The 18,645-nt window shown below is 64.9% G+C and carries 21 protein-coding genes; 7 read left to right on the forward strand and 14 right to left on the reverse strand.

Annotated elements, in window-relative coordinates:
- Positions 1-36: 36 nt before the first annotated feature.
- Positions 37-1,521: a flavin-containing monooxygenase gene (locus BN2156_RS16485; protein WP_090516124.1), complete on the forward strand. Its 1,485-nt coding sequence runs from the start codon at positions 37-39 to the stop codon at positions 1,519-1,521.
- A 16-nt stretch (positions 1,522-1,537) separates the two neighbouring features.
- The gene (locus tag BN2156_RS16490; RefSeq protein ID WP_090516125.1) at positions 1,538-1,807 is read left to right on the forward strand and encodes a DoxX-related protein; all 270 of its coding nucleotides are present in this window, start codon (positions 1,538-1,540) and stop codon (positions 1,805-1,807) included.
- On the opposite strand, the gene BN2156_RS16495 is transcribed toward BN2156_RS16490, so the two are convergent.
- Positions 1,774-3,021, reverse strand: a complete 1,248-nt coding sequence (locus tag BN2156_RS16495; RefSeq protein WP_090516126.1) for a TetR/AcrR family transcriptional regulator — start codon at positions 3,019-3,021, stop codon at positions 1,774-1,776. The genes BN2156_RS16490 and BN2156_RS16495 overlap by 34 nt on opposite strands.
- Positions 3,022-3,117: 96 nt before the next feature.
- Between BN2156_RS16495 and BN2156_RS16500 the strand changes: the two genes are divergently transcribed.
- Together BN2156_RS16500 and BN2156_RS16505 are read left to right on the forward strand one after the other, a co-directional pair.
- Positions 3,118-3,342, forward strand: a complete 225-nt coding sequence (locus BN2156_RS16500; protein WP_162839237.1) for a hypothetical protein — start codon at positions 3,118-3,120, stop codon at positions 3,340-3,342.
- A 10-nt stretch (positions 3,343-3,352) separates the two neighbouring features.
- On the forward strand, positions 3,353-3,679 hold the full coding sequence (locus BN2156_RS16505; RefSeq protein ID WP_090516128.1) for a hypothetical protein: 327 nt from the start codon (positions 3,353-3,355) through the stop codon (positions 3,677-3,679).
- A gap of 13 nt (positions 3,680-3,692) precedes the next feature.
- On the opposite strand, the gene BN2156_RS16510 is transcribed toward BN2156_RS16505, so the two are convergent.
- The 4 genes from BN2156_RS16510 to BN2156_RS16525 all read right to left on the reverse strand — a co-directional run bounded on the left by BN2156_RS16510 (position 3,693) and on the right by BN2156_RS16525 (position 5,885).
- The gene (locus BN2156_RS16510; RefSeq protein ID WP_090516129.1) at positions 3,693-4,295 is read right to left on the reverse strand and encodes a twin-arginine translocation pathway signal; all 603 of its coding nucleotides are present in this window, start codon (positions 4,293-4,295) and stop codon (positions 3,693-3,695) included.
- Positions 4,292-4,930 carry an Rv1363c family protein gene (locus tag BN2156_RS16515; protein ID WP_090516130.1) on the reverse strand — a complete coding sequence of 213 codons (639 nt, stop codon included), beginning with the start codon at positions 4,928-4,930 and terminating at the stop codon, positions 4,292-4,294. Before BN2156_RS16515 ends, BN2156_RS16510 begins: the two co-directional genes overlap by 4 nt.
- 153 nt (positions 4,931-5,083) lie before the next feature.
- Positions 5,084-5,518, reverse strand: coding sequence for an Rv2576c family protein (locus BN2156_RS16520; protein ID WP_090516131.1), 435 nt, complete (start codon positions 5,516-5,518; stop codon positions 5,084-5,086).
- A complete protein-coding gene (locus BN2156_RS16525; RefSeq protein ID WP_162490874.1) occupies positions 5,505-5,885 on the reverse strand; it encodes a hypothetical protein in 381 nt (126 codons plus the stop codon). The genes BN2156_RS16520 and BN2156_RS16525 overlap by 14 nt, the downstream gene beginning before the upstream one ends.
- A gap of 142 nt (positions 5,886-6,027) precedes the next feature.
- Here BN2156_RS16525 and BN2156_RS16530 point away from each other — a divergent pair, with 142 nt between their 5' ends.
- Positions 6,028-6,540: an Rv2253/PknI dimerization domain-containing protein gene (locus BN2156_RS16530; protein WP_090516132.1), complete on the forward strand. Its 513-nt coding sequence runs from the start codon at positions 6,028-6,030 to the stop codon at positions 6,538-6,540.
- 53 nt (positions 6,541-6,593) lie between these two features.
- On the opposite strand, the gene BN2156_RS16535 is transcribed toward BN2156_RS16530, so the two are convergent.
- The 8 genes from BN2156_RS16535 to BN2156_RS16570 are packed head-to-tail and all read right to left on the reverse strand — an operon-like array spanning position 6,594 to position 15,833.
- Positions 6,594-8,162, reverse strand: a complete 1,569-nt coding sequence (locus BN2156_RS16535; protein ID WP_090516133.1) for an MCE family protein — start codon at positions 8,160-8,162, stop codon at positions 6,594-6,596.
- Entirely contained in the window at positions 8,162-9,445 is a 1,284-nt protein-coding gene (locus tag BN2156_RS16540; protein ID WP_090516134.1) for an MCE family protein, read from the reverse strand. The genes BN2156_RS16535 and BN2156_RS16540 overlap by 1 nt, the downstream gene beginning before the upstream one ends.
- A complete protein-coding gene (locus BN2156_RS16545) occupies positions 9,442-10,899 on the reverse strand; it encodes an MCE family protein (RefSeq protein ID WP_090516135.1) in 1,458 nt (485 codons plus the stop codon). The genes BN2156_RS16540 and BN2156_RS16545 overlap by 4 nt, the downstream gene beginning before the upstream one ends.
- Complete coding sequence (locus BN2156_RS16550; protein ID WP_090516136.1) at positions 10,896-11,978, reverse strand: MCE family protein; 1,083 nt, start codon at positions 11,976-11,978, stop codon at positions 10,896-10,898. The genes BN2156_RS16545 and BN2156_RS16550 overlap by 4 nt, the downstream gene beginning before the upstream one ends.
- Positions 11,978-13,009, reverse strand: coding sequence for an MCE family protein (locus BN2156_RS16555; RefSeq protein ID WP_090516137.1), 1,032 nt, complete (start codon positions 13,007-13,009; stop codon positions 11,978-11,980). Before BN2156_RS16555 ends, BN2156_RS16550 begins: the two co-directional genes overlap by 1 nt.
- Positions 13,006-14,193: an MCE family protein gene (locus BN2156_RS16560; protein WP_090516138.1), complete on the reverse strand. Its 1,188-nt coding sequence runs from the start codon at positions 14,191-14,193 to the stop codon at positions 13,006-13,008. Before BN2156_RS16560 ends, BN2156_RS16555 begins: the two co-directional genes overlap by 4 nt.
- A gap of 12 nt (positions 14,194-14,205) precedes the next feature.
- Positions 14,206-15,066 carry an MlaE family ABC transporter permease gene (locus tag BN2156_RS16565; protein ID WP_090516139.1) on the reverse strand — a complete coding sequence of 287 codons (861 nt, stop codon included), beginning with the start codon at positions 15,064-15,066 and terminating at the stop codon, positions 14,206-14,208.
- Entirely contained in the window at positions 15,063-15,833 is a 771-nt protein-coding gene (locus tag BN2156_RS16570; RefSeq protein ID WP_029110801.1) for an MlaE family ABC transporter permease, read from the reverse strand. Before BN2156_RS16570 ends, BN2156_RS16565 begins: the two co-directional genes overlap by 4 nt.
- Before the next feature lie 276 nt (positions 15,834-16,109).
- On the opposite strand from BN2156_RS16570, the gene BN2156_RS16575 reads away from it, so the two are divergent.
- Positions 16,110-16,955 carry an alpha/beta fold hydrolase gene (locus BN2156_RS16575; RefSeq protein WP_090517422.1) on the forward strand — a complete coding sequence of 282 codons (846 nt, stop codon included), beginning with the start codon at positions 16,110-16,112 and terminating at the stop codon, positions 16,953-16,955.
- Here the strand turns inward: BN2156_RS16575 and BN2156_RS16580 are convergent.
- Complete coding sequence (locus BN2156_RS16580; RefSeq protein WP_090516140.1) at positions 16,952-17,587, reverse strand: TetR/AcrR family transcriptional regulator; 636 nt, start codon at positions 17,585-17,587, stop codon at positions 16,952-16,954. The two genes, BN2156_RS16575 and BN2156_RS16580, sit on opposite strands and share 4 nt — an antisense overlap.
- A gap of 219 nt (positions 17,588-17,806) precedes the next feature.
- On the opposite strand from BN2156_RS16580, the gene BN2156_RS16585 reads away from it, so the two are divergent.
- The gene (locus BN2156_RS16585; RefSeq protein ID WP_235625376.1) at positions 17,807-18,610 is read left to right on the forward strand and encodes an IclR family transcriptional regulator; all 804 of its coding nucleotides are present in this window, start codon (positions 17,807-17,809) and stop codon (positions 18,608-18,610) included.
- Positions 18,611-18,645 lie beyond the last annotated feature (35 nt).

Raw genomic sequence — 18,645 nt, forward strand, 5'->3', positions numbered from 1 at the left:
GACAAAGTACCCGGTACCTGCGGTACTGTCTGCAGCATGAGCCCGGGGGAATTCCACGCGGTCATCGTCGGTGCCGGCTTCGCCGGCATCGGCGCCGCCATCCAGCTCAAGCGGCTGGGCATCGAGAACTTCGTGATCCTCGATCGCGAAGATGACCTGGGCGGCACCTGGTACGTCAACCACTACCCCGGCCTGGCCGTCGACGTGCCGACCACGACATACTCGTATTTCTTCGAGCCGAATCCGAACTGGTCACGGCTGTTCTCCACCGGCACCGAGATCAAAAGGTACGCCGACGAGATCGCCGACAAGTACGACGTGCGGCGCCACATCCGGTTCAACGCAGGCGTCGAAGGCGCCCGCTGGGACGAGGACGCCTCACTGTGGCGCGTCACCTTGGCCGACGGAGAAACGCTCAGCGCGCGGTTCCTGATCACGGCCACCGGCTTTCTCTCCCAGCCGCACACCCCCGACATCCCCGGCATCGGCGACTTCTCCGGCAAGGTCATCCACACCACCGACTGGGATGACAGCTATCGGCCCGACGGCCGCCGGATCGCGGTGATCGGCACCGGTGCCACGGCCGTACAGCTCATCCCCGAGCTGGCTCGCGACGCCGCCGACCTGACCGTCTACCAGCGCACGCCGATCTGGGTCGTGCCGAAGATCGACCTGAAGTTTCCGGCGCCGATACGCCGGTTGTTCGCCCGCGTGCCGGCCACCCAGCGGGCGATCCGCGCCGTCACCGATGGCATCTACGCGTTCATGGTCGACACCGCGGTTCTCAAGCACCGGTACTTCCGCCGGTTCAACATCGCCGCGGCCGACCTGGCCAAGCTGCACCGGTTCGCCTCGATCCGTGACCCGGAGCTGCGCCGCAAGCTGACGCCGGATTACGACTTCGGCTGCAAGCGTCCGACGTTCTCCAACGGCTACTACCGCACGTTCACCAAGCCCCACGTGCACCTGCAGGCCGACGGCATCGAGCGCATCGAACCCGACGGCATCGTCAACGCCGACGGGACCGTGACGAAGATCGACACGCTGGTCCTGGCGACCGGATTCGACCTGTGGGAGGCGAACTTCCCGGCCTTCGAGGTGATCGGGCGCGACGGCCGCAACCTCGGCAAATGGTGGCGGGAAACCCGCTTCCAGGCCTACCAGGGCATCTCGATGCCGTACTTTCCGAACTATCTGAGCCTGGCCAGTCCGTACGCGTTCCTGGGTCTGAACTTCTTCAACACGATGGAGTATCAGATGCGCTTGATGGACCGGCTGTTCGCCGAACTCAATCGCCGGAAGGCCACGACGTTCGAGGTCACCGAAGAGGCCAACAGCCGGTATCTGGACCTGATGACGGAGTTGCTGGGCGACTCCCTGTTCACCCTCGGAAACTGTGCATCGGCACGGTCGTACTATTTCAATCCGAGCGGCGAGGCAACGCTGCTCCGTCCGATGACGACCCGCCGGGCCGTCGCGGAAGCTTCACGATTCCCGTTGAGCGACTACACATTTGCCTGATCAGAGAGGATCACACATGGCAGAGGGCAAGAACTCCAAGCTGGCCAAGCTCGTCGGCCTCAGCGTGGTCGGCGCCGGCATCTCACATTTTGTGAAGCCGCAGCTGTTCGAGTCGATCACCAAGCCGGCGTTCCCGAACGACACGAGGACGCACATCTACACCAACGGTGGTATCGAGACCGCGATCGGCCTGGGCCTCCTGCTGCCCAAGACCCGCAAGCTGGCCACCATAGGCACCCTCGGCTATGTGGCCTACCTGGCCGGCAACGCCGTCCGCAACCGGTAACGACCCAGCAGAGTCAGATCGATCAGCACGGCGACGACGGCGCGGGCCTGCTCTGAATTCTGATAATTCATGAGCCGGCCCAAGTCGATCACCAGGGCCATCGCCGCATGGACCGCAAACCGTGCCTGGCTCGCACTCCACCTCGGATGCAACGGCATCACGACCTCGACCCACGATTCCACGGCCGCCCGTTGCAGGTCGCGCAGGATCTTCTGGTCGGCGGGCGTCATGTTCAGGCGTTCGGTGTAGTAGACGTAGTCGAGTTCGGGGCGGTCGAACGACCGGGCCACGTAGTCGTCGATGAGGGCACCCAGCGCCTGTTCCGGATCCTCGACCGCGCCGAGGATCTCCGACATGTCCGCCGACAGTCGGTCGGCGGCGCGCCGGAACCCGGCCGCCAGGATGTCGGACTTGCCGGAGAAATACCGGTAGATCCCCGATGCGGGCATGCCGACTGCGGCAGCGATGTCCTCCATCGTGGTGTCGCGATAGCCGTTCTGATTGAACAGCCGCATCGATTCGGTCAGCAGCGCTTCGTATTTCGTGGCGCTCGCGACGGGCGGCGGCGCCGCCGGGGGATCCGTCGCATTGGGGAACTCGGGAAGGTCGGCGGCCAGCACGGTGTCGCAGATGTCGGCGAGCAAGGCGCGAATCTGACCGGCGGGCAATTTGGACCGATGGTCGACGACGCTGCCGACCACGCCGAGCACCGCGGTCGACAGGGTCCAGCGGGCGCGCGAGCTGAGTTCGGGCCGCAACTCCATCAGCGGCCGGTGAATCCGCCGATGCACGGTGCGCACCTGCGCATCGAGGGTGCTCTGGTCGTCGCCGCGCAGATAACGGGCTTCCCAGCGGTACAGGCCACCGGATTCACGATTAACCAAAGCGGTGTCGCTGAGTGCCGCGACGAGCCGGCGCAACTGCTCACGCGGGTCCCCATCGGCCTCGTCAGCAAACGCCGTTCCATCGACGAGTTGCTGGCTGAGATTGAGTACGGCATCGCGGAACAATTCGTACTTACTCGAATAGTGCCGGTACAACGCGGCCGCGGAGATTCCGACGCGCGAAGCGATGGCCTCCATGCTCACACCGTGATAGCCGAGAGCGCTGAATGACTCCGCAGAGGCCCGCGCTATCTGGGCCTTTCGATCCTTGGGACGGCGTCGCACACCACTGGCACCACTGTCGATCGACCGGGGCGAGATGCGCGCCATTCCGTCACACTAACCGACCGAACAGCCGGGTCAAAATGGTAGTTCGACAGAGAATGGGCGTTAACATAGACGGCAATAATGCCGGATGGGGGTCCCGTGCTTGCCAGGTTGCGGAGGTTGCTGACCTACCGCGTCGCAGTGGGCGAACTGATCGTCGTCGCTGTGGTGCTGGGTGTGCCGTATCTGGTGATCGGTACGTTCTGGTCCGGTACGCACACCGACCACCTGCAAGCGATGGGTGGCCTCGACGCGGTGGTGTCCTTTCTGGGGGCCATCGTCTCGTGGCCGGTGTTGTTGTTCACCGACGTATGCATGACGTGAAGGGGAATTGGTGAGTTTTCGCGCCGTCTACATCGGCCTCGCCGGGGCAGTGATCCTGGGCATCGGGCTGTACCTGCTGAGCCTGCCGGTCTACCTTGACGACTTCGACCGGTTCGGCATGCAGATCCCCTGCGGCTCCGGATACTCGGCCCACCTCGTGCAGGCCGAGGCCGCCGGGCAGGAGTACGTCGACAAGTGCGGGTCGGCCCTGACGATGCGCCGGCTGTGGACCATCCCGATCGCCGCGATCGGAGCGCTGGCCCTGATTGCGGTGTTGTTCCGGGCAGCGACGTCATCGGCACACGAGACGCTGCTGCCGAACCGCGATACGCCCTGAGTCGCCGGTACAGCTAGATCGGGTCGAACGATGAGATCAGCCATTTCCCATCGATTTTCGTGAGCCCGACTTTGACGGCGCTGGCGGCCTGTGCCGGTTCGGGGTTGTCGCGGCTGGTTGTCGCCTGATTCAGGAAGACCAACACCTTCGCGGTGTCGGACTGCACCTCCACCGGGGCTGCGCGAACGACCGACGCGGTGGCGTGGATGTCCTTCTGCTTGGCTGCCGGCACCACGAACTTATTGGCGAACTCGCTGTAGTAGTCCAGGAAGTCACCGGTGAGGTGGGACCGTGCGCCGGCGATGTCCTGATCCAAACTGTTCGGCGCGTAGGACAACAACGCCAATGAGCCTTCGGTCGCGGCATCGACTACCGCCGTGGACGCCACGGCATTTCCCTGATCCGCGCGGTACACACCGAAATACAGCGCTGCCGCGGCGCTCGCCGAGGCCAGCACCAGGCACACGACCGCGATCGGTCGCCACCGCCGCGCAATGCGATGGGTCCGCTGTCCCTGGCGCTCGGAGTCGTTGGCTTCGTTCGTGTTCGGCTCGTCGGGAACCGACTCACCTTCCGAGGTGATCGCGGCATCGACTTCTGCTGTAGTTGTGCTCACGGGACGAACTCCACCTTCGACATCTTGATCTGCCCGCCGTCTTTGACCATGGTGAGGCTCAGGCGCCAGTTCCGCGGTTGCTGATTCGCACCGGCCGAGTTGCTGACCGTGGTCGCCGTGCTGACGAGGACAACCGCGGAGTCCCCGTCCATCGACTGCACCGCGGAGGCGCGCGCCGTCGCCTTCGTCGTCGCTTTCGAGTCCTGTGCCGCCTTCACCAGGTCTTCGGCCGAGGACTGAATGTCGTCCTTGAACGAGCCGGCCGAGTTGTCGATGATCTGCCGGACGTTGTCCTGTGCGGTGGCGCTGTCGATCGACATCAGGGTGACGGCGGCCTGCGACGCGGCGGCGGCGAACTCGGCTCGGCGCTGCTGCTCACGCTCGGCTTGCTGGTGTAGCCAGATCATGTATCCACTGGCCGCCAACAAGGCGCCACTCACCAGGATGGCCACGCCGGCGAGCAACGTCGCGAGCTTCGGGCGCCACCTGCGCTTCTCACGCGGGGCCTCATCGGTATCGGCCTTGTCGGTATGGGTCTGGTCGGCGTCCGCCCGATCCGACATCTCCTCCAGGTCGTCGGCCTCGTCGGAAACGGCTGTCTCAGTTTCCTCTTCGGAGCGGCTGAGTAACCGCATAGTGCACCTCCGGTTGGTCTCGGCCAGTCGCGGATGGCACCAGTTGCTGCTGTCGCCCCATGGCCGATGTGACTGCTGCCACACGGTAGTGCTGCAGCGGTCCGCCTCAGCGTTGCTGTCCCACCCAGCGGACTAATCCCTGCCCGCAGCCGATTACCAGTTCCGCAGCGAGCACAACGCCCCTTTGGGCCCGGCAGCGCGATGGACGACGATGCCGTCGATGGCCAGTTCGCATCGCAGGGTATGGGGATCCTGCGGGGCCAGGCCGGCCGTGGAGACGGTCACCATGGCCCATTTCATGGGATCGGCGAGCATGGTCTCGCGAACCCAGGGCTTGCCCGGTTCCAGCGTGAGATCGTCCTTGGGACTGAACACGTAGGTGTTGTGGCTGTAGTCCGCCCATGTCGGCGGGTCGACCTCGCGGTAATAGATGCCGACGGCCGTCGGCTGCTCGGCGGTGACCGTGTAGGTCACACGGTGCATCGTCGGAGCTTCGTCGGCGTGTGCCGGTGCCGCCAGGGAAGGGCCCACGCCGAGTGCGACGGCAACCAGTGTGCTCACCGCACCCGCGCGCTCAGAGGTCGCCACGGAGCCACCTCACCGATCCGTCACTTGGCACGCAGCTCAGGAACAGCCCGTCGGGCGCCTGGGCGACCGAATTCTCGAAGCCTTGGCATGGCGAGTTCTCCTCACGAATCCCCTTCAATGGCGGTGAGCGGAAGTAGCGCGGCTCGTACCGGCGCGGTGACCCGCAGAAGACCAGCCGGCCCCAGGATGTGGTGCCGAAGACGTAGTACGCCGTATCCGAACACGGCGCGCCGAGCACGACGCCGCCGGTGATCCCGGGTACGCACGAGGGTTCACTACATCCCAGAGGTTCCGCACTCGCAGGGGCGGGGGCGGTCAACGCCGCCGCGACGAGCAACCCTGCCGTTACTGCCACCGGTATCCGCACGTACGACACTGTGGCACGGCTGAATCCGGCTGCCGGCGTATGGCCCACTAGGTGGGACATTGTTCGTCAAAAAACTACGGAAGTAGCACAGTTAGCACAGCCGCGGCGACCGCCGGTGGCCGGTGGACAGAGGAGTTTGGTCATGCGGGTGTCGACGGCATTCATTGGGGCAGCGGCGCTCTCCGCTGTTGCCGTGGCAGGCTTGTGCAGTCCGGTCGCCGAGGCATCCCCGAGTTGGGGACTCAACGGCACCTACACCGCCACCTCGAACGGCGAGTGGGCCAAGACCAACGACATCTTCCACGACGAGGCCAGTATCCGTGGCACGTGGACGATCTCGACGACGTGCAGCTACCCGAGCGAGTGCACCGGCACCGTCGACACGGACTGGGGATGGAGCGCACCGATCTACAAGAAGAGCGGCGTCTGGTACGTCAAGAAGACGGTGGACAACTGGCAGCCGTGCGGTGACGGCACTGCGGGCCCAGGCCTGCAGGTATACCGCTTCTTCCCCTCGAACGAGAACGCCACAGCAGTCGATCCGGCATCGACGACATTGGTGGGCGAGGATTCGACCACCGGCGTCAGCGGATCGTGCGGCACCAGCAAGGTCGTATTCATCACCATGCCGTTCAAACTCGTGAAAACAGCCTGACCGACCAAGACCCCCGCAACGGATGCCAAGTTCCGTTGCGGGGGTCTTTTGGATCAGGTGGTGAACAGGTCTTCCCAGGTCTGTTCACCGGTGTGCGGCACGAGATCGGTTTGCCGGTACACCTTTCCGTCCGGGGTGGCGTACCGCCCGGTACGCGGGTCGTAGGTGGCGATCGCCACCGACGGCCCGCCAGATCCCGCGGGGGCAAACGCACTTGGTGCGACCACCGGTACGTCCGGACTCGGCGGCACCTCGGCCGTCGGCTCAGCAGGTGCCTCAGCCGGCGGCGCCGGAGGCGGCACGGCCGCCGGTGGCATCGGGGTGCCCTCGATGGGACCGTGGATATAGGTGTCCCGGTCGACGCGGGAATCCGGCGCGATCCCCTGAGCGAGCAAATTGGGATCGATCGGGTATGGGCCAAGAGCGTGCTGGCGCATCGCCAGGGGCTCGTAAGGCCGGTCGCTGTTGCAGATCTCGACGGTGGGTGCCCGCTTGCCCGGCTGGCCCATGCACGGGTAGTTGCGCGCGCCCCGCACACCGATCGGCGAATCCTGCGGCAGTTTGCAATACAGACCGTCAGGGGTGTCGATGTCGGAGGTGTCCTCCGGAGACCGCCATGCCGACGGTGGTAGGAATCCGACGGTGCATGCAGGCGGATCGCCCATCGTAAGCGTGAAGTCGCCCAACGACATACCGACCGGATTGTTCTTCGGCGCACCGTAGGACTGCGTTGACGCGATGGACGGTGGCAGAAGTACCAGGAGCTGTTCCAATGAGGGATGGTAGGTCACACCGACCTGGCCCAGGCTGGTCAAGTTGGCGAGCAACATCGGCAGGGTGGGCTTGACCTGATTGAACAAACGGGAGGCCTCGTCGGCCGTCCCCGGCCCCTCCTTGAGGAGGGTGCGGACGTGCTGGTCGTCGTCGGCGACCTGCTTGGTGATTCCGGCCATGCTGCGAGCCCAGGTACGGATCGCATCGACCGATTCAGCCTGTCCGTCGAGAAGCGGTGCGCTGTCATCGATCAGCGCAAGGGACTGATCGGATGCGGCGTTCGCCTCGGCGATCAGTCGCGACGAAGAGTCCAGTAGCTCGCCCATGTCGTTTCCAGAGCCGTTGAAACCCTTGAAGGTTTCGTCGAGCAGGGGGCTGATCTTGTCCTTGGGAATGCTGTTGATCAAAGAGGAGACCTGATCGAGCATCGGCCCCACCGCTTGAGGTATCGACGTGGCCGATGCCGGGATCACCGACCCGTCCTGCAGATAGGGGCCCGAGTCGTTGCGCGGTTGCAGGTCTACGTACTGCTCACCGACGGCTGACACGCTGAGCACAGCGGCGTGCAGGTCCGCGGGAATCTTGGGTGAAGTGTTCAGTGACAGTGTGGCTTCCGCACCCTCACGGGTGGGCCGCACCTCGGTGACCTTCCCGATCTGCACGCCGCGATAGGTCACGTTGGAGAACTGGTAGAGCCCACCGGTTCCCTGCAGTTGGAGGGTCACCGTCATTCGCCCGATCCCCAACAGGGTGGGCGCCTGCAGGTAGACGATGCCCATCAGGGCCATACCGATCACCGAGGCCACCGCGAAGATGGCCAGCTGGATCCGGACAAACCGGGTGAGCATCAGTTGCCACCTCCGTTCGGTACAACAGGGTCAGAGGGTGCAACTGCGACAGGGGAATCCGGCGCCGGGGCCGTCTCAGCGGACTGGGCAACCGGTGCTGCTTCAGCGGCCTGACTATCGCCCGGGGCCGGGTCGATCAGCGGCGGCATCGTGGCCACCTCGGCCGGCGGCGGCGGTGACAGCGGCATGCCCAGCGGGTCCTTGGTGTAGTTGGCGTACCACGGGTCACCCGGTGCCGGGGTCAGCGGCAGTCCCTCCTGGCCCCACCGGGTGCCCAGGAACAATCCCCTCTTCAACCGCGGAATGGTGAAATCGAAGGTGATGAACTGGTTGAGGTAGTCCCCGCGGATCGCCCGGTCGATGAAGTTCTGCGGGTAGGGATAGGTCGGCGCGTATGCCAGCACGGTGCCGAGGTTCGGCCCGACATCGGCCAGCGCCTTCACGGTCGGCTCCAGGTTACGCAGGTTGGTCAGCAGGTCATCCCGCGTGGCGTTGACGAGATTGTTTGCGGTATCGCTGAACTGACCGAACTTCTCCAACGCCGTTGTGATGCGTGGCCGCTCCTTCACCAGGATGTCGAGCGCCGGAGGTATCCGCTGCAATGCCGTCGTGATCACTTCCTGCTGTCCGGACAGCGTGCCGGCCAACCGGTTCAGCTCAGAAATGGAGGCGTTGATGTCGTCGCGCTGGGTGGCGAACATGCCGACGATGTCGTTGAGCCGCGTGAGTAGATCGCGGATCTTGTCTTCCCGGCCGCCCAGCGCTGCGTTGAATTCGGTGACCAGATCACCGATCTTGCCCAGACCCCCGCCGTTGACGAGCACCGACAGCGACGACAGGGTCTGTTCGGTCGACGGATACGTCGAAGTCTGGTTGAGCTCAAGCGTGGCTCCCGGGGACAGGCGCCCGGATGGCTCCTGTCCCAACGGCGGATTCAGCGCGATGTGCATGGAGCCCAGCAGGCTGGTCTGTCCGACGGTGGCGACCGCGTTGGCCGGGACGACGACGTCGGGCTTGACCGAGACCTCCACGTCCGCGTGCCAGCCCTTGACCACCATGCGAGAGACACTGCCCACGATGACGTCGCTGATCATCACCGGCGAATTGGCTTCCAGGGTACCGATATTGGCTAGTTCGACGTGATAGATCGTCGCGTCCTCCCCACGGCCGACGGTGCCGGGCAGGGGCAGTGAATTCAGTCCGTGGAACGCGCAGCCGGTAAGCGACACCGCCGAGCAGGCGGCCACCGCGGTCAGGCGCGTCAGCGACCGACGAGTGATCATGGGTTGCCTCCTGGGGCCGGCGGGGCCGGGATCGGCGCAGCTTCAGCGGGAAGCAGCATGTCTTGCAACGTCTTCGGCGCTTGTACCGGTGGGTCCGAGACGATCGGTGAACCGGGATACGCCGCGGGCGACGTGTTCGCGGGGAGTCCGTCGGGCGCGTATGAACCGGGCGGTCCCGGAGGTGCACCCCATCCGGCCGGTGGCGGGACGTCGCCCGCACCGGTGTAAGCCGACACGGCCGGCGGCAGATCTGCGTACGGCTGCGGACGCCCACCGGCCCCGCCGGGTGCGAGGTTGGGGTCGGTGTACACCAGGTTCTCCGCGCTGGGTGACTTCTTCAGATACGCGTTGAACGGCATCGGCATGTGGTTGAAGTTGAGCAGCGAAAGGGCCGGTCCGAGGTACTGAGCGCACAGCTTGGACGATTCCGCTGCGGTGGCGTTCTTGACTGCCCCGATTGCCGAACAGACCACCGACAGCGGATCGGAGAAGTTCGCCAGCGCGAATGCGCCGACGGCGGTGCCGCTGTCGGGGTTGTAGATGTTGTAGCCGTTGGCGATCGCATTGGGCGCGACGTGCAGGACGTTCTCCAGCTTGGTCTTGTTGTCCACCAGATTCTGGGTGACGTTGTTCAACCGCTGCAGCTGTTCGGCGGTCTGGTCGCGGCTGCCCTCGATGAATCGCCGAACGTTGCCGACTGCGTCCGCCAGATTCGTCAGGGCGCCGTCCAGGTCGGAACGGCTGCCGTCGACGACACTGGTGACGCTGGCGAGCTGGCCCTGGAACTCCACGATCTGGGTGTTGCTGTCCCGCAGCGCCGTCACGAAAACCTGCAGGTTCTTGATGATGCCGACGACGTCACCACTGCCCTGGCCGAGAATCTTTGCCACACCGGACAACTGGCTGATCGCCTCGTGCAGCTTCTCGCCGTTGCCGTTCATGGCCGCCGCGGCGCTGTCGACGAAACGGCTCAGCGAGGTGGCCGACGCACCGTTGATCGGCCCCAGATCGGATGCCAACCGCATCAGCTGGTCTTTCACCTGGTCCCACTCGACGGGTACGGCGGTGCGCTCGACTCCGATCTGGGCACCATCGGCCATCGTCGGCCCGACGTCTTCATAGGCCGGGGTCAGCTGGACATACCGGGCGGCAACCAGGTTCTGCGCCATGAGGATTGCCTTGGCGTCGGCCGGGATCAACACATCGTGATCGACGGCGAGAGTGATCCGCGCCTGCCCACCGACCGGTTCGATGCTCTTGATGGAACCTACCTTGACTCCGGCGACACGAACCTCGTCGCCCGGGTAGATCGCGGTCGCGGAGGTGAAGTACGCGGTGATGGTGGTCGGCTTGAAGATGGTCTGCCGCACGATCACCGCCGCACCGGCCACGGCCAGCACCGCGAGCAGCACCAGCACGGTGCGGCTGATCCTCTTCCGATTACGGGCGATCATCGACTTCCTCCAGGAATGCCGTTGTGGGGCCACGGGAACTCGGCGCGTGGGCCTGCATTGTCCGGTGGTTGGCCGGCGTTGGTGCCGCGCCGGAAGCCGAATGCGTAGTCGAGGAACGGCTGAATCGTCTGCGCAGGGTTCAGGTTGGCGACAAAGGCGTTGTAGTAAAAGCCGTTGTTCACCGATTCACCCTGGGTGACCTGGTATTTGGCCAGGCCTGCCAGTGCGCCGGCGATGTTGTCGCGGTTCTTCTCCAGCATCGCGGTCACCGAGTTGAGCTGCTTCAGGGTGGGTGCCAGCTCTTCCTCGTTGTCGTGAACCAGTCCGGAGAGCTGCTGCGACAGCGCCGAGGTATTGGCCAGCAGGTTGACGATCGCATACCTGCGTTGGTCCAGCACTCCGGTCAACGCGTTCGCATCGAGCAGCAGCGTGTTGACCTGCTCGCTGCGCTTGGACAGGATGCCGGTTACGTCGGCAGCGCTCTTGAGCAAGTTGGACAGCGACTCGTTGCGGCTGTTCAGCGTCTCCGACAACCGGGACAGGCCCTCGAACGTCGGCCCCAGTTGTGGCGCCATCCGATCGATCGTGTCCGACAACGTATCCAGGGACTGGGTCAGCGCGGCGGTGTCCGTACCGGCGGTGTTGTTGGTGAAGTCGCCGACGGCGTTGGTCAACGAGTAGGGCGACGCCGTCCTGGTGATGGGGATCGTGTCCGATGCCCGCATGGTGCCGGGGCCGGCTGGTTCCAGGGTGAGCATCCGGGCACCGAGCATCGTGCCGGTCCGGATGTGCGCGGTGGTGTCGGCCCCGAGGCGAACTTGGCTGTCGAGGGTGAAGGTCACCAGCGCCTTGCCGTGGCTCAGGCTGACATCGGTGACCAGCCCCTTGGTGACGCCGGAGATCTTGACGTCGTTACCGGTGGTGAGCCCACCGGCCTCGGCGAACAGCGCCCGGTATTTGACCGACGTGGCCCATGACCACAACGCCTGCGGCTGAAGTCCGACAGCGATGACCATCGCGATCAGCACGATGCCGATGAGGCCGCTGCGGATGAGATGCGATCCACGGTATTTCAGCATCAGGGCTCCCCACAGCGTCCGGTGTTCTGCATGATCCAGGGGAAGTACGCGGTGCGCCCCTGCAGGTCGGAGACGCGGACATTCATGCCGCACACGTACTGGTTGATGAAGCTGCCGTAAGCGCCCAACCGGACCAGCTTGCGGTAGTTCTTCGGCGCGTTCTGCAACGAGAGATCCAGTCGGGCCATGTCGTCGGTGTTGGAGAGCAGCGGCGCCAGGCGCGTGAGTTGGTCCACGGTGCCCGACAGCGGCGGCCGGGCCTGTGTCATCAGGTCGGTCAGCGAAGCGGTGCCGTTGTCGAGGGCAGTGATCGCCTCGGCGATGGGGTCGCGTTCCTGCGACAGACCGGTGACGAGCTGTTGGAGGTGCTCGACGGCGGCCGAGAACTTGTCACCGTCCTTGGCCACGGTTGCCACGGTGGTTTTCAGGTTGTCGATCAGTTGCTGCACCGTCTGCCCGTTGTCGGCCAGCGCCTGCGTGAACGAAGTGGTATGTGCCATCAGCGATTCCACGGTGCCGCCCTGCCCCTGCAGGATCTGGATCAGCGAGTTCGTCAACGCGTTGACGTTTTGCGCGTTGAGGCCCGAGATGACCGGCTTGAGCCCGCCGAGGAGGAGGTCGAGATCCAGCGCCGGCTCGGTGCGATCCAGCGGGATCTCCGAGCCCGCCGGCAGGATCTTGGTCGAGCCGGGGCTGTCGAGCAGCTCCAGATAACGGTTGCCGACGAGGTCGAGGTAGCGCACCGCGACCTTGGTGGCGGTCGTCATGACAACTTCACGGTCGGCGTCGAAGTGCACCAGCACGGTGTTGTCAGGTTGCAGCGCAACATCGTTGACGGTGCCGATGCGAATGCCGGCGACACGCACCGAATCTCCGGCCTTCAGGCTGGACGCGTCGGCGAACAGGGCTGAATAGCCGTGTGTCGATCCGGTGCGGTACTGGCCCATGATCGCGAACAGCGCTCCGGTCAAGAGCAGCATCGTCACTCCGAACACGCCGAACTTGACAGCGGTTCCGCGGCTGCGCGTCATCCCGGTTGTCCTATCTGGGTGGTGTTGCGCGGCGGGCCGTCGAGGGGGCCGTACAGCGCTTGCTTGAGTGCGTCGGAGTTCAGCAGGATTCCCTGGTTGCCGTACTGCGCGGGGTTGGCATCGATATCGGTGACGATGAACGGCGGCCGCTTCTCGAAACCGACCTCGGGCAGGCCCTGGCACTGCGGGCCGCCGGTGGCGCCCACCTTCGGCAGGTTGCTCGGGAAGCGATAGCGTTCGGTACCCAGCAGGAACGAGTCCAGCAGCATGACGCCGGGCAATGGCTGGGGCGGCCCGAGCGCCAGCGGCTCCATGCCCTTGAGCGCACAGTTCAGCGCCGGGTTGTACTGGTTGAGCAAGTTCGTGGTCGGCACCAGCAGGCGCATGGCGTCGGTCACCCCGGCGCTGTTGGTCGCAACCACCTCATTGCCGACATCGGCCAGCCCGATCGCGCTGACGAGCAACGCATCCAGGCTGCTCTGGTGCTCGACGAGGGTGTCGCTGAGTTGCGTCGCGCCGCGAGCGGTGTCCATCAGATGCGGCGCGGCGTCGGCATAGGCCTTGAACACCTCTGGCGCGACGGCCATTTCGTGACTCATCGTGGGGAGGCTGGGCGCGATCTTGGCCAGCATGGAATCGAGGTCGACCAGGGTCTGTCCCAGTTTGTCGCCGCGTCCGTCGACCGCTTGGGCCATCGCGCCCAGTGTCTCGTTGAGCTTCTCCGGCTGAATCTGTGCGAGCACCGACACCAATTGCTCGAACACCGTGTTGATCTCGACGGTCGTGTGCGTGGCGTCGAGCACCTGGCCGGCGTACATCGACCTCTGCGACGGCTCCGCCGGTGGGACGAGTTGGACGAACTTGGCACCGAACACGGTGCTCGATGCGATCTCCACACCGGTGTTGGCCGGAATCAGGTGCAGGTCATCAGGGTTCATGGCCAACCGCAGCGCTGCCTGCCCGTCCGGCAGCGCGTCGATGGCGACGACCTTGCCGACCTGCGCACCGTGCAGTTTGACCTTGGCGTCGGGATTCATCACCAGACCGGCCCGAGGGGAGATGACCGTCACCGCCGCCGTAGGCGCCACCCCACCGCGGAACAGCAGGATGGACCCGGTGACGATGGCGGCGATCACCACGACGGTGGCCAGTCCGCTCAGTTGACGTTTAGCGTCACGCGACATCAGATGCCTTCTCTAGCCGGAGAGGTTGAAGTTGCCGTTGGAGCCGTAGACGGCGAGCGAGATCAGCAGCGTGATCGAGACGACGACGATCAGCGACGTCCGCACCGCGTTGCCGACAGCCACACCCACACCGGCCGGGCCGCCGGTGGCGAAGAAGCCGTAGTAGGTGTGCACCAGCAGGATTGCCAACGCCATCAACAGCGCCTGCAGGAACGACCAGAGCAGGTCGATCGGGTTGAGGAACGTACTGAAGTAGTGGCCGTACAGACCGCCCGACTGACCGAGCAGCACGACCGTGGTGAACTGGCTTGCCAGGAACGACAGGATCACCGCGATGGAGTACAGGGGCGTGATCGCGATCATGCCGGCCACGATGCGGGTGGACACCAGATACTCGACGGGCCGGATGGCCATGGATTCCAGCGCGTCGACCTCTTCGTTGATCCGCATCGCGCCCAGCTGCGCGGTGACACCGGCGCCGAACGTGGCGGCCAGACCGATACCGGCGACGATGGGCGCCGAGATCCGGACGTTGATGAAGGCTGCCAGGAATCCGGTGAGCGCTTCGATGCCGATGTTGCCCAGCGAGCTGTAGCCCTGGATGGCCAGGACCCCACCGGTGGCCAGGGTCAGGAATCCGACGATGACGACGGTTCCGCCGATCATCGCCAATGTTCCTGCACCCATGCTTATTTCGGCGATCAGCCGGACGACTTCCTTCCGGTAGTGCGCGGCCGCGAAGGGCATGCCCGCCAGGGCTCGGCCGTAGAACAGGACATGGTCACCGATGCTGCCCAGCACGGCCCCGGGCCGTCTCACGGCCCGCGACAGGCGCGGGTAGGCCGACTGCAGTACCGCGGTCGACGCCGTCATCGCGTCGTCATCTGGATGCCGATGGCGGTGACCACCACGTTGACCACGAACAACGCCATGAAGGCATACACCACCGTTTCATTGACGGCGTTACCCACCGCTTTGGCACCTCCACCTGACACGGTCAGACCGCGGTAGCAGGCGACCAGGCCGGCGATCAGGCCGAACAGTGCCGCTTTTACACAAGAGATGACGACCTCCGGAATACCGGTGAGCAGGGTGATGCCCGCCGCGAAGGCACCGGGGTTGACGTCTTGCACGAACACCGAAAACAGATATCCGCCAAGGATTCCGATGATCACCACGACGCTGTTCAGCAGCAGCGCGACCAGACCCGAGGCCAGCATCCGCGGGGTCACCAGGCGCTGGATCGGGTTGATGCCCAGCACCTCCATGGCGTCGATCTCCTCACGGACGGTGCGTGACCCCAGATCAGCACACATCGCGGTGGCCCCCGCGCCGGCGACGATCAGCACCGTGACCATCGGCCCGACCTGGGTCACGGCGCCGAACGCCGCTCCCGCCCCGGACAGGTCCGCCGCGCCCAGTTCCCGCAACAAGATGTTCAGGGTGAACGACACCAGCACGGTGAACGGGATCGCCACCAGCAGCGTCGGTGCCATCGAAACCCTTGCCACGAACCAGGACTGGTCAAGAAATTCGCGCCATTGAAAGGGTCTGCGCACCACGAACCTGGCGGCGTCCACCGACATGGCGAACAACCCACCCACCCCCTCGAGTGGGCCGGCGAGTTGCCGCTGCAGCATCCGGTTCTCCGTTCTTTGCCTGAATCACATCCGGGGGTTGGTATGACCCGGACCACACGCCTCGACCGGGAACAATCACAGTTCGCCACCGGTCGCGCCACTGGGTGTCCCACCCACCGGGAATTCGCCTCTCCGCGCGCAAAACCTCGCCGATCACCCGGTCAGCGGAACACCCCGTTGCGGCTCCGGTTCGGGCCTGTGAGGGTGGGCACGACGAGTCACCGAGGCGAAAGAGAACCTGTGTCGAATCCCGTTCCGGTCACCAATGACGCCGCCATCGTGGACACCCTGCGTGAGATCCAGACCGGCGCAGGCACTTTGCGCTACTACGACGTCGGTAGTGGTCCAACCGTGCTGTTCCTGCACGGCTCGGGTCCTGGCGTCACGGGTTGGCGCAACTTCCGGGGTGTGCTGCCGACGTTCGCCGAACGGTTCCGGTGCCTGGTTCTGGAATTCCCCGGCTTCGGCGTCTCAGATGACTGGGGCGGACACCCCATGATCACCGCGCAGGGCGCGGTCACGCCGTTCCTCGATGCCCTCGAAGTCGACCGAGTGGACATCGTCGGCAACTCCATGGGCGGCGGCGTCGGTATCCATACCGCGATCAATTCGCCGGAGCGGGTCGGCCGCCTGGTGACGATCGGCGGAATCGGCACCACCATCTTCTCCCCCGGTCCCAGTGAAGGAATCCGCCTCCTGCAGGAGTTCACCGAGGACCCGACGCGTCAGCGACTCGTCGACTGGTTGTATTCCATGGTCTATGACAGGTCGCTGGTCACCGAGGAGCTCATCGAGGAACGCTGGACGCTGGCGACCGATCCTGAGACGCTGGCGGCGGCGCGCCGCATGTACGGCAAGGCGGCGTTCGCGGCGATGATGGCCGCGATGGCGGCTTCGGACCTGCCCATGCCCTGGGCCAGGATGCACAAGGTGGCGGCACCGACCCTCCTGACCTGGGGGCGCGATGATCGCGTGAGTCCGCTTGACATGGCGTTGATTCCGATGCGCACCATCCCGAACGCGGAGCTTCACGTGTTCCCCAACTGTGGACACTGGGCCATGATCGAGGCGAAGACCGCCTTCGAGTCGGTGGTCACGACGTTCTTGAGTCCTGGCGACTAGCGCAACCGCTCGAGGCCGGACAGCACCAGGCCGATTCCGGACCGGTGCGCGGCGATCAATTCGTCGAGTTCGTGCGGTTCCTTGGCGTCGGTCCACCAGATGTAGGCGTTGCTGCTGACGTGGACAATGAGCCTGCTCGGCAGTGACCGGGTGAACTCGTCGTCACCCAGTTTGAAATGGCCGGCCAGGTACTCGGTGATCGCGTCGGCGAGGTTCTCGCTCCATTCCATCCATCGCAAGCGGTACTGCGGTGTCTCCGCGACGAGCGACATCAGTTTCCGTGCGATCTCGACGGACTGCCGATGCTGGGCCCCGGCTGCTTGCCGGTGCCGGACCTCGACTGTGAACATGTCGACGAGGACATCCAGGGGGTCCGAATCCGCTGCAGCGCTGGTCAACAGACCTCGCATGTTGTTCTCGCTCCGCCGGAACAACGGTCCCAGAACGTCTTCTTTGACCGGGAAGTGGCGGTAGAACGTACGCGTCGCGATGCCGACTTCGGCGCAGATGCGCTCCACGGTCGCAGTCGTGTCACCGTCGGCGATGAAAATGTCGCATGCGGTTCTGGCGATATCCAGCCGCAATTCCTCAGCGCGACGCTCCGTGAGCGTCGGCCCCTTACCTCTGGGCATTCGATGATTGTTGCTGCAAGGAGGGGGTAACGGCCAGAGGTGTGGCACCGCGCCGAGCGTGCCGACCGCCGGCAGGCACGTGACGTCCTTTACTTCGCGGATGCGATGTGCCTAGACTCACACCTGTCATCTTGTGACACATATGCAGAGTATGACAGGTATGGAGGTGTTGTGCCAACGTCACATGACGACGGAACTCCAATAGCGATGCTCGATCGAGTGGCTTCTCTTCTGGACGTCTTCGATGCGCGACAAGCGCTCTCGCTGGCGGAGATCAGCCGGTATTCAAACGTTCCCCGCTCGTCAGCTCATCGCATCCTGCAGGGCCTGGTGCAATTGGGTTGGGTCGAACGTCAAGGGGCCAAATACGCGCTCGGACTGAGGATGTTCGAACTCGGCTCGCAGGCGGTACGGCAGCGTCGCGTCCCCGAAGCGGCACTGCCGGTGATGGCGGACCTGCACCGGCGTACCGGCCTGACGGCACATCTGAGCGTCCTGGCGGATACGCACGTACTGCACATCGAACGCTTCGGAGGGTGGCCAAGCGAAGACAATCGTTGGCAGGTCGGCTCAAAGCAGCCCGTGGAGCAGAGTGCCGCCGGACGCGCGCTACTGGCGCAGTTCGACGAGTCGGACTGGCCGGAGTTGCGGTATGCGATGACGTCGCCATACGGAATTCGAAACCGGGCAGAGCTGGATCGGAACCTGGCCACCGTGCGCGCCCGCGGCGGGGTGGCCATCGATGCCGAGGGGTGCGAGCTGGGCGTCACCGTCGTGGCTGCACCTATCGGGGGGAGCGAGGGCGGCAACCGGTTCGCGTTGTCGCTGTGCGGACCCGCCAGGACGACACGCGTCGAACCCGTCGCCGCCGCCGTGCACAGCGCGTCGTGGGCCATCTGCCACAGCCTGTCGCGCGTGCCCCACAACGGCGCCAGACAGGTACGCGCGGCACATCGCACGGTGACGCCGGCCATGATCTATCGGACCGGCGAGACCACTGTGGCGGCCGCCGGAGGTAGATGACAAAACCTCAGCGGCGCAGGTACTCCAGGGCACCC

Origin of the sequence: Mycolicibacterium neworleansense (assembly GCF_001245615.1) — a bacterium.
In the GTDB taxonomy this organism is placed as follows: Bacteria; Actinomycetota; Actinomycetes; order Mycobacteriales; family Mycobacteriaceae; genus Mycobacterium; species Mycobacterium neworleansense.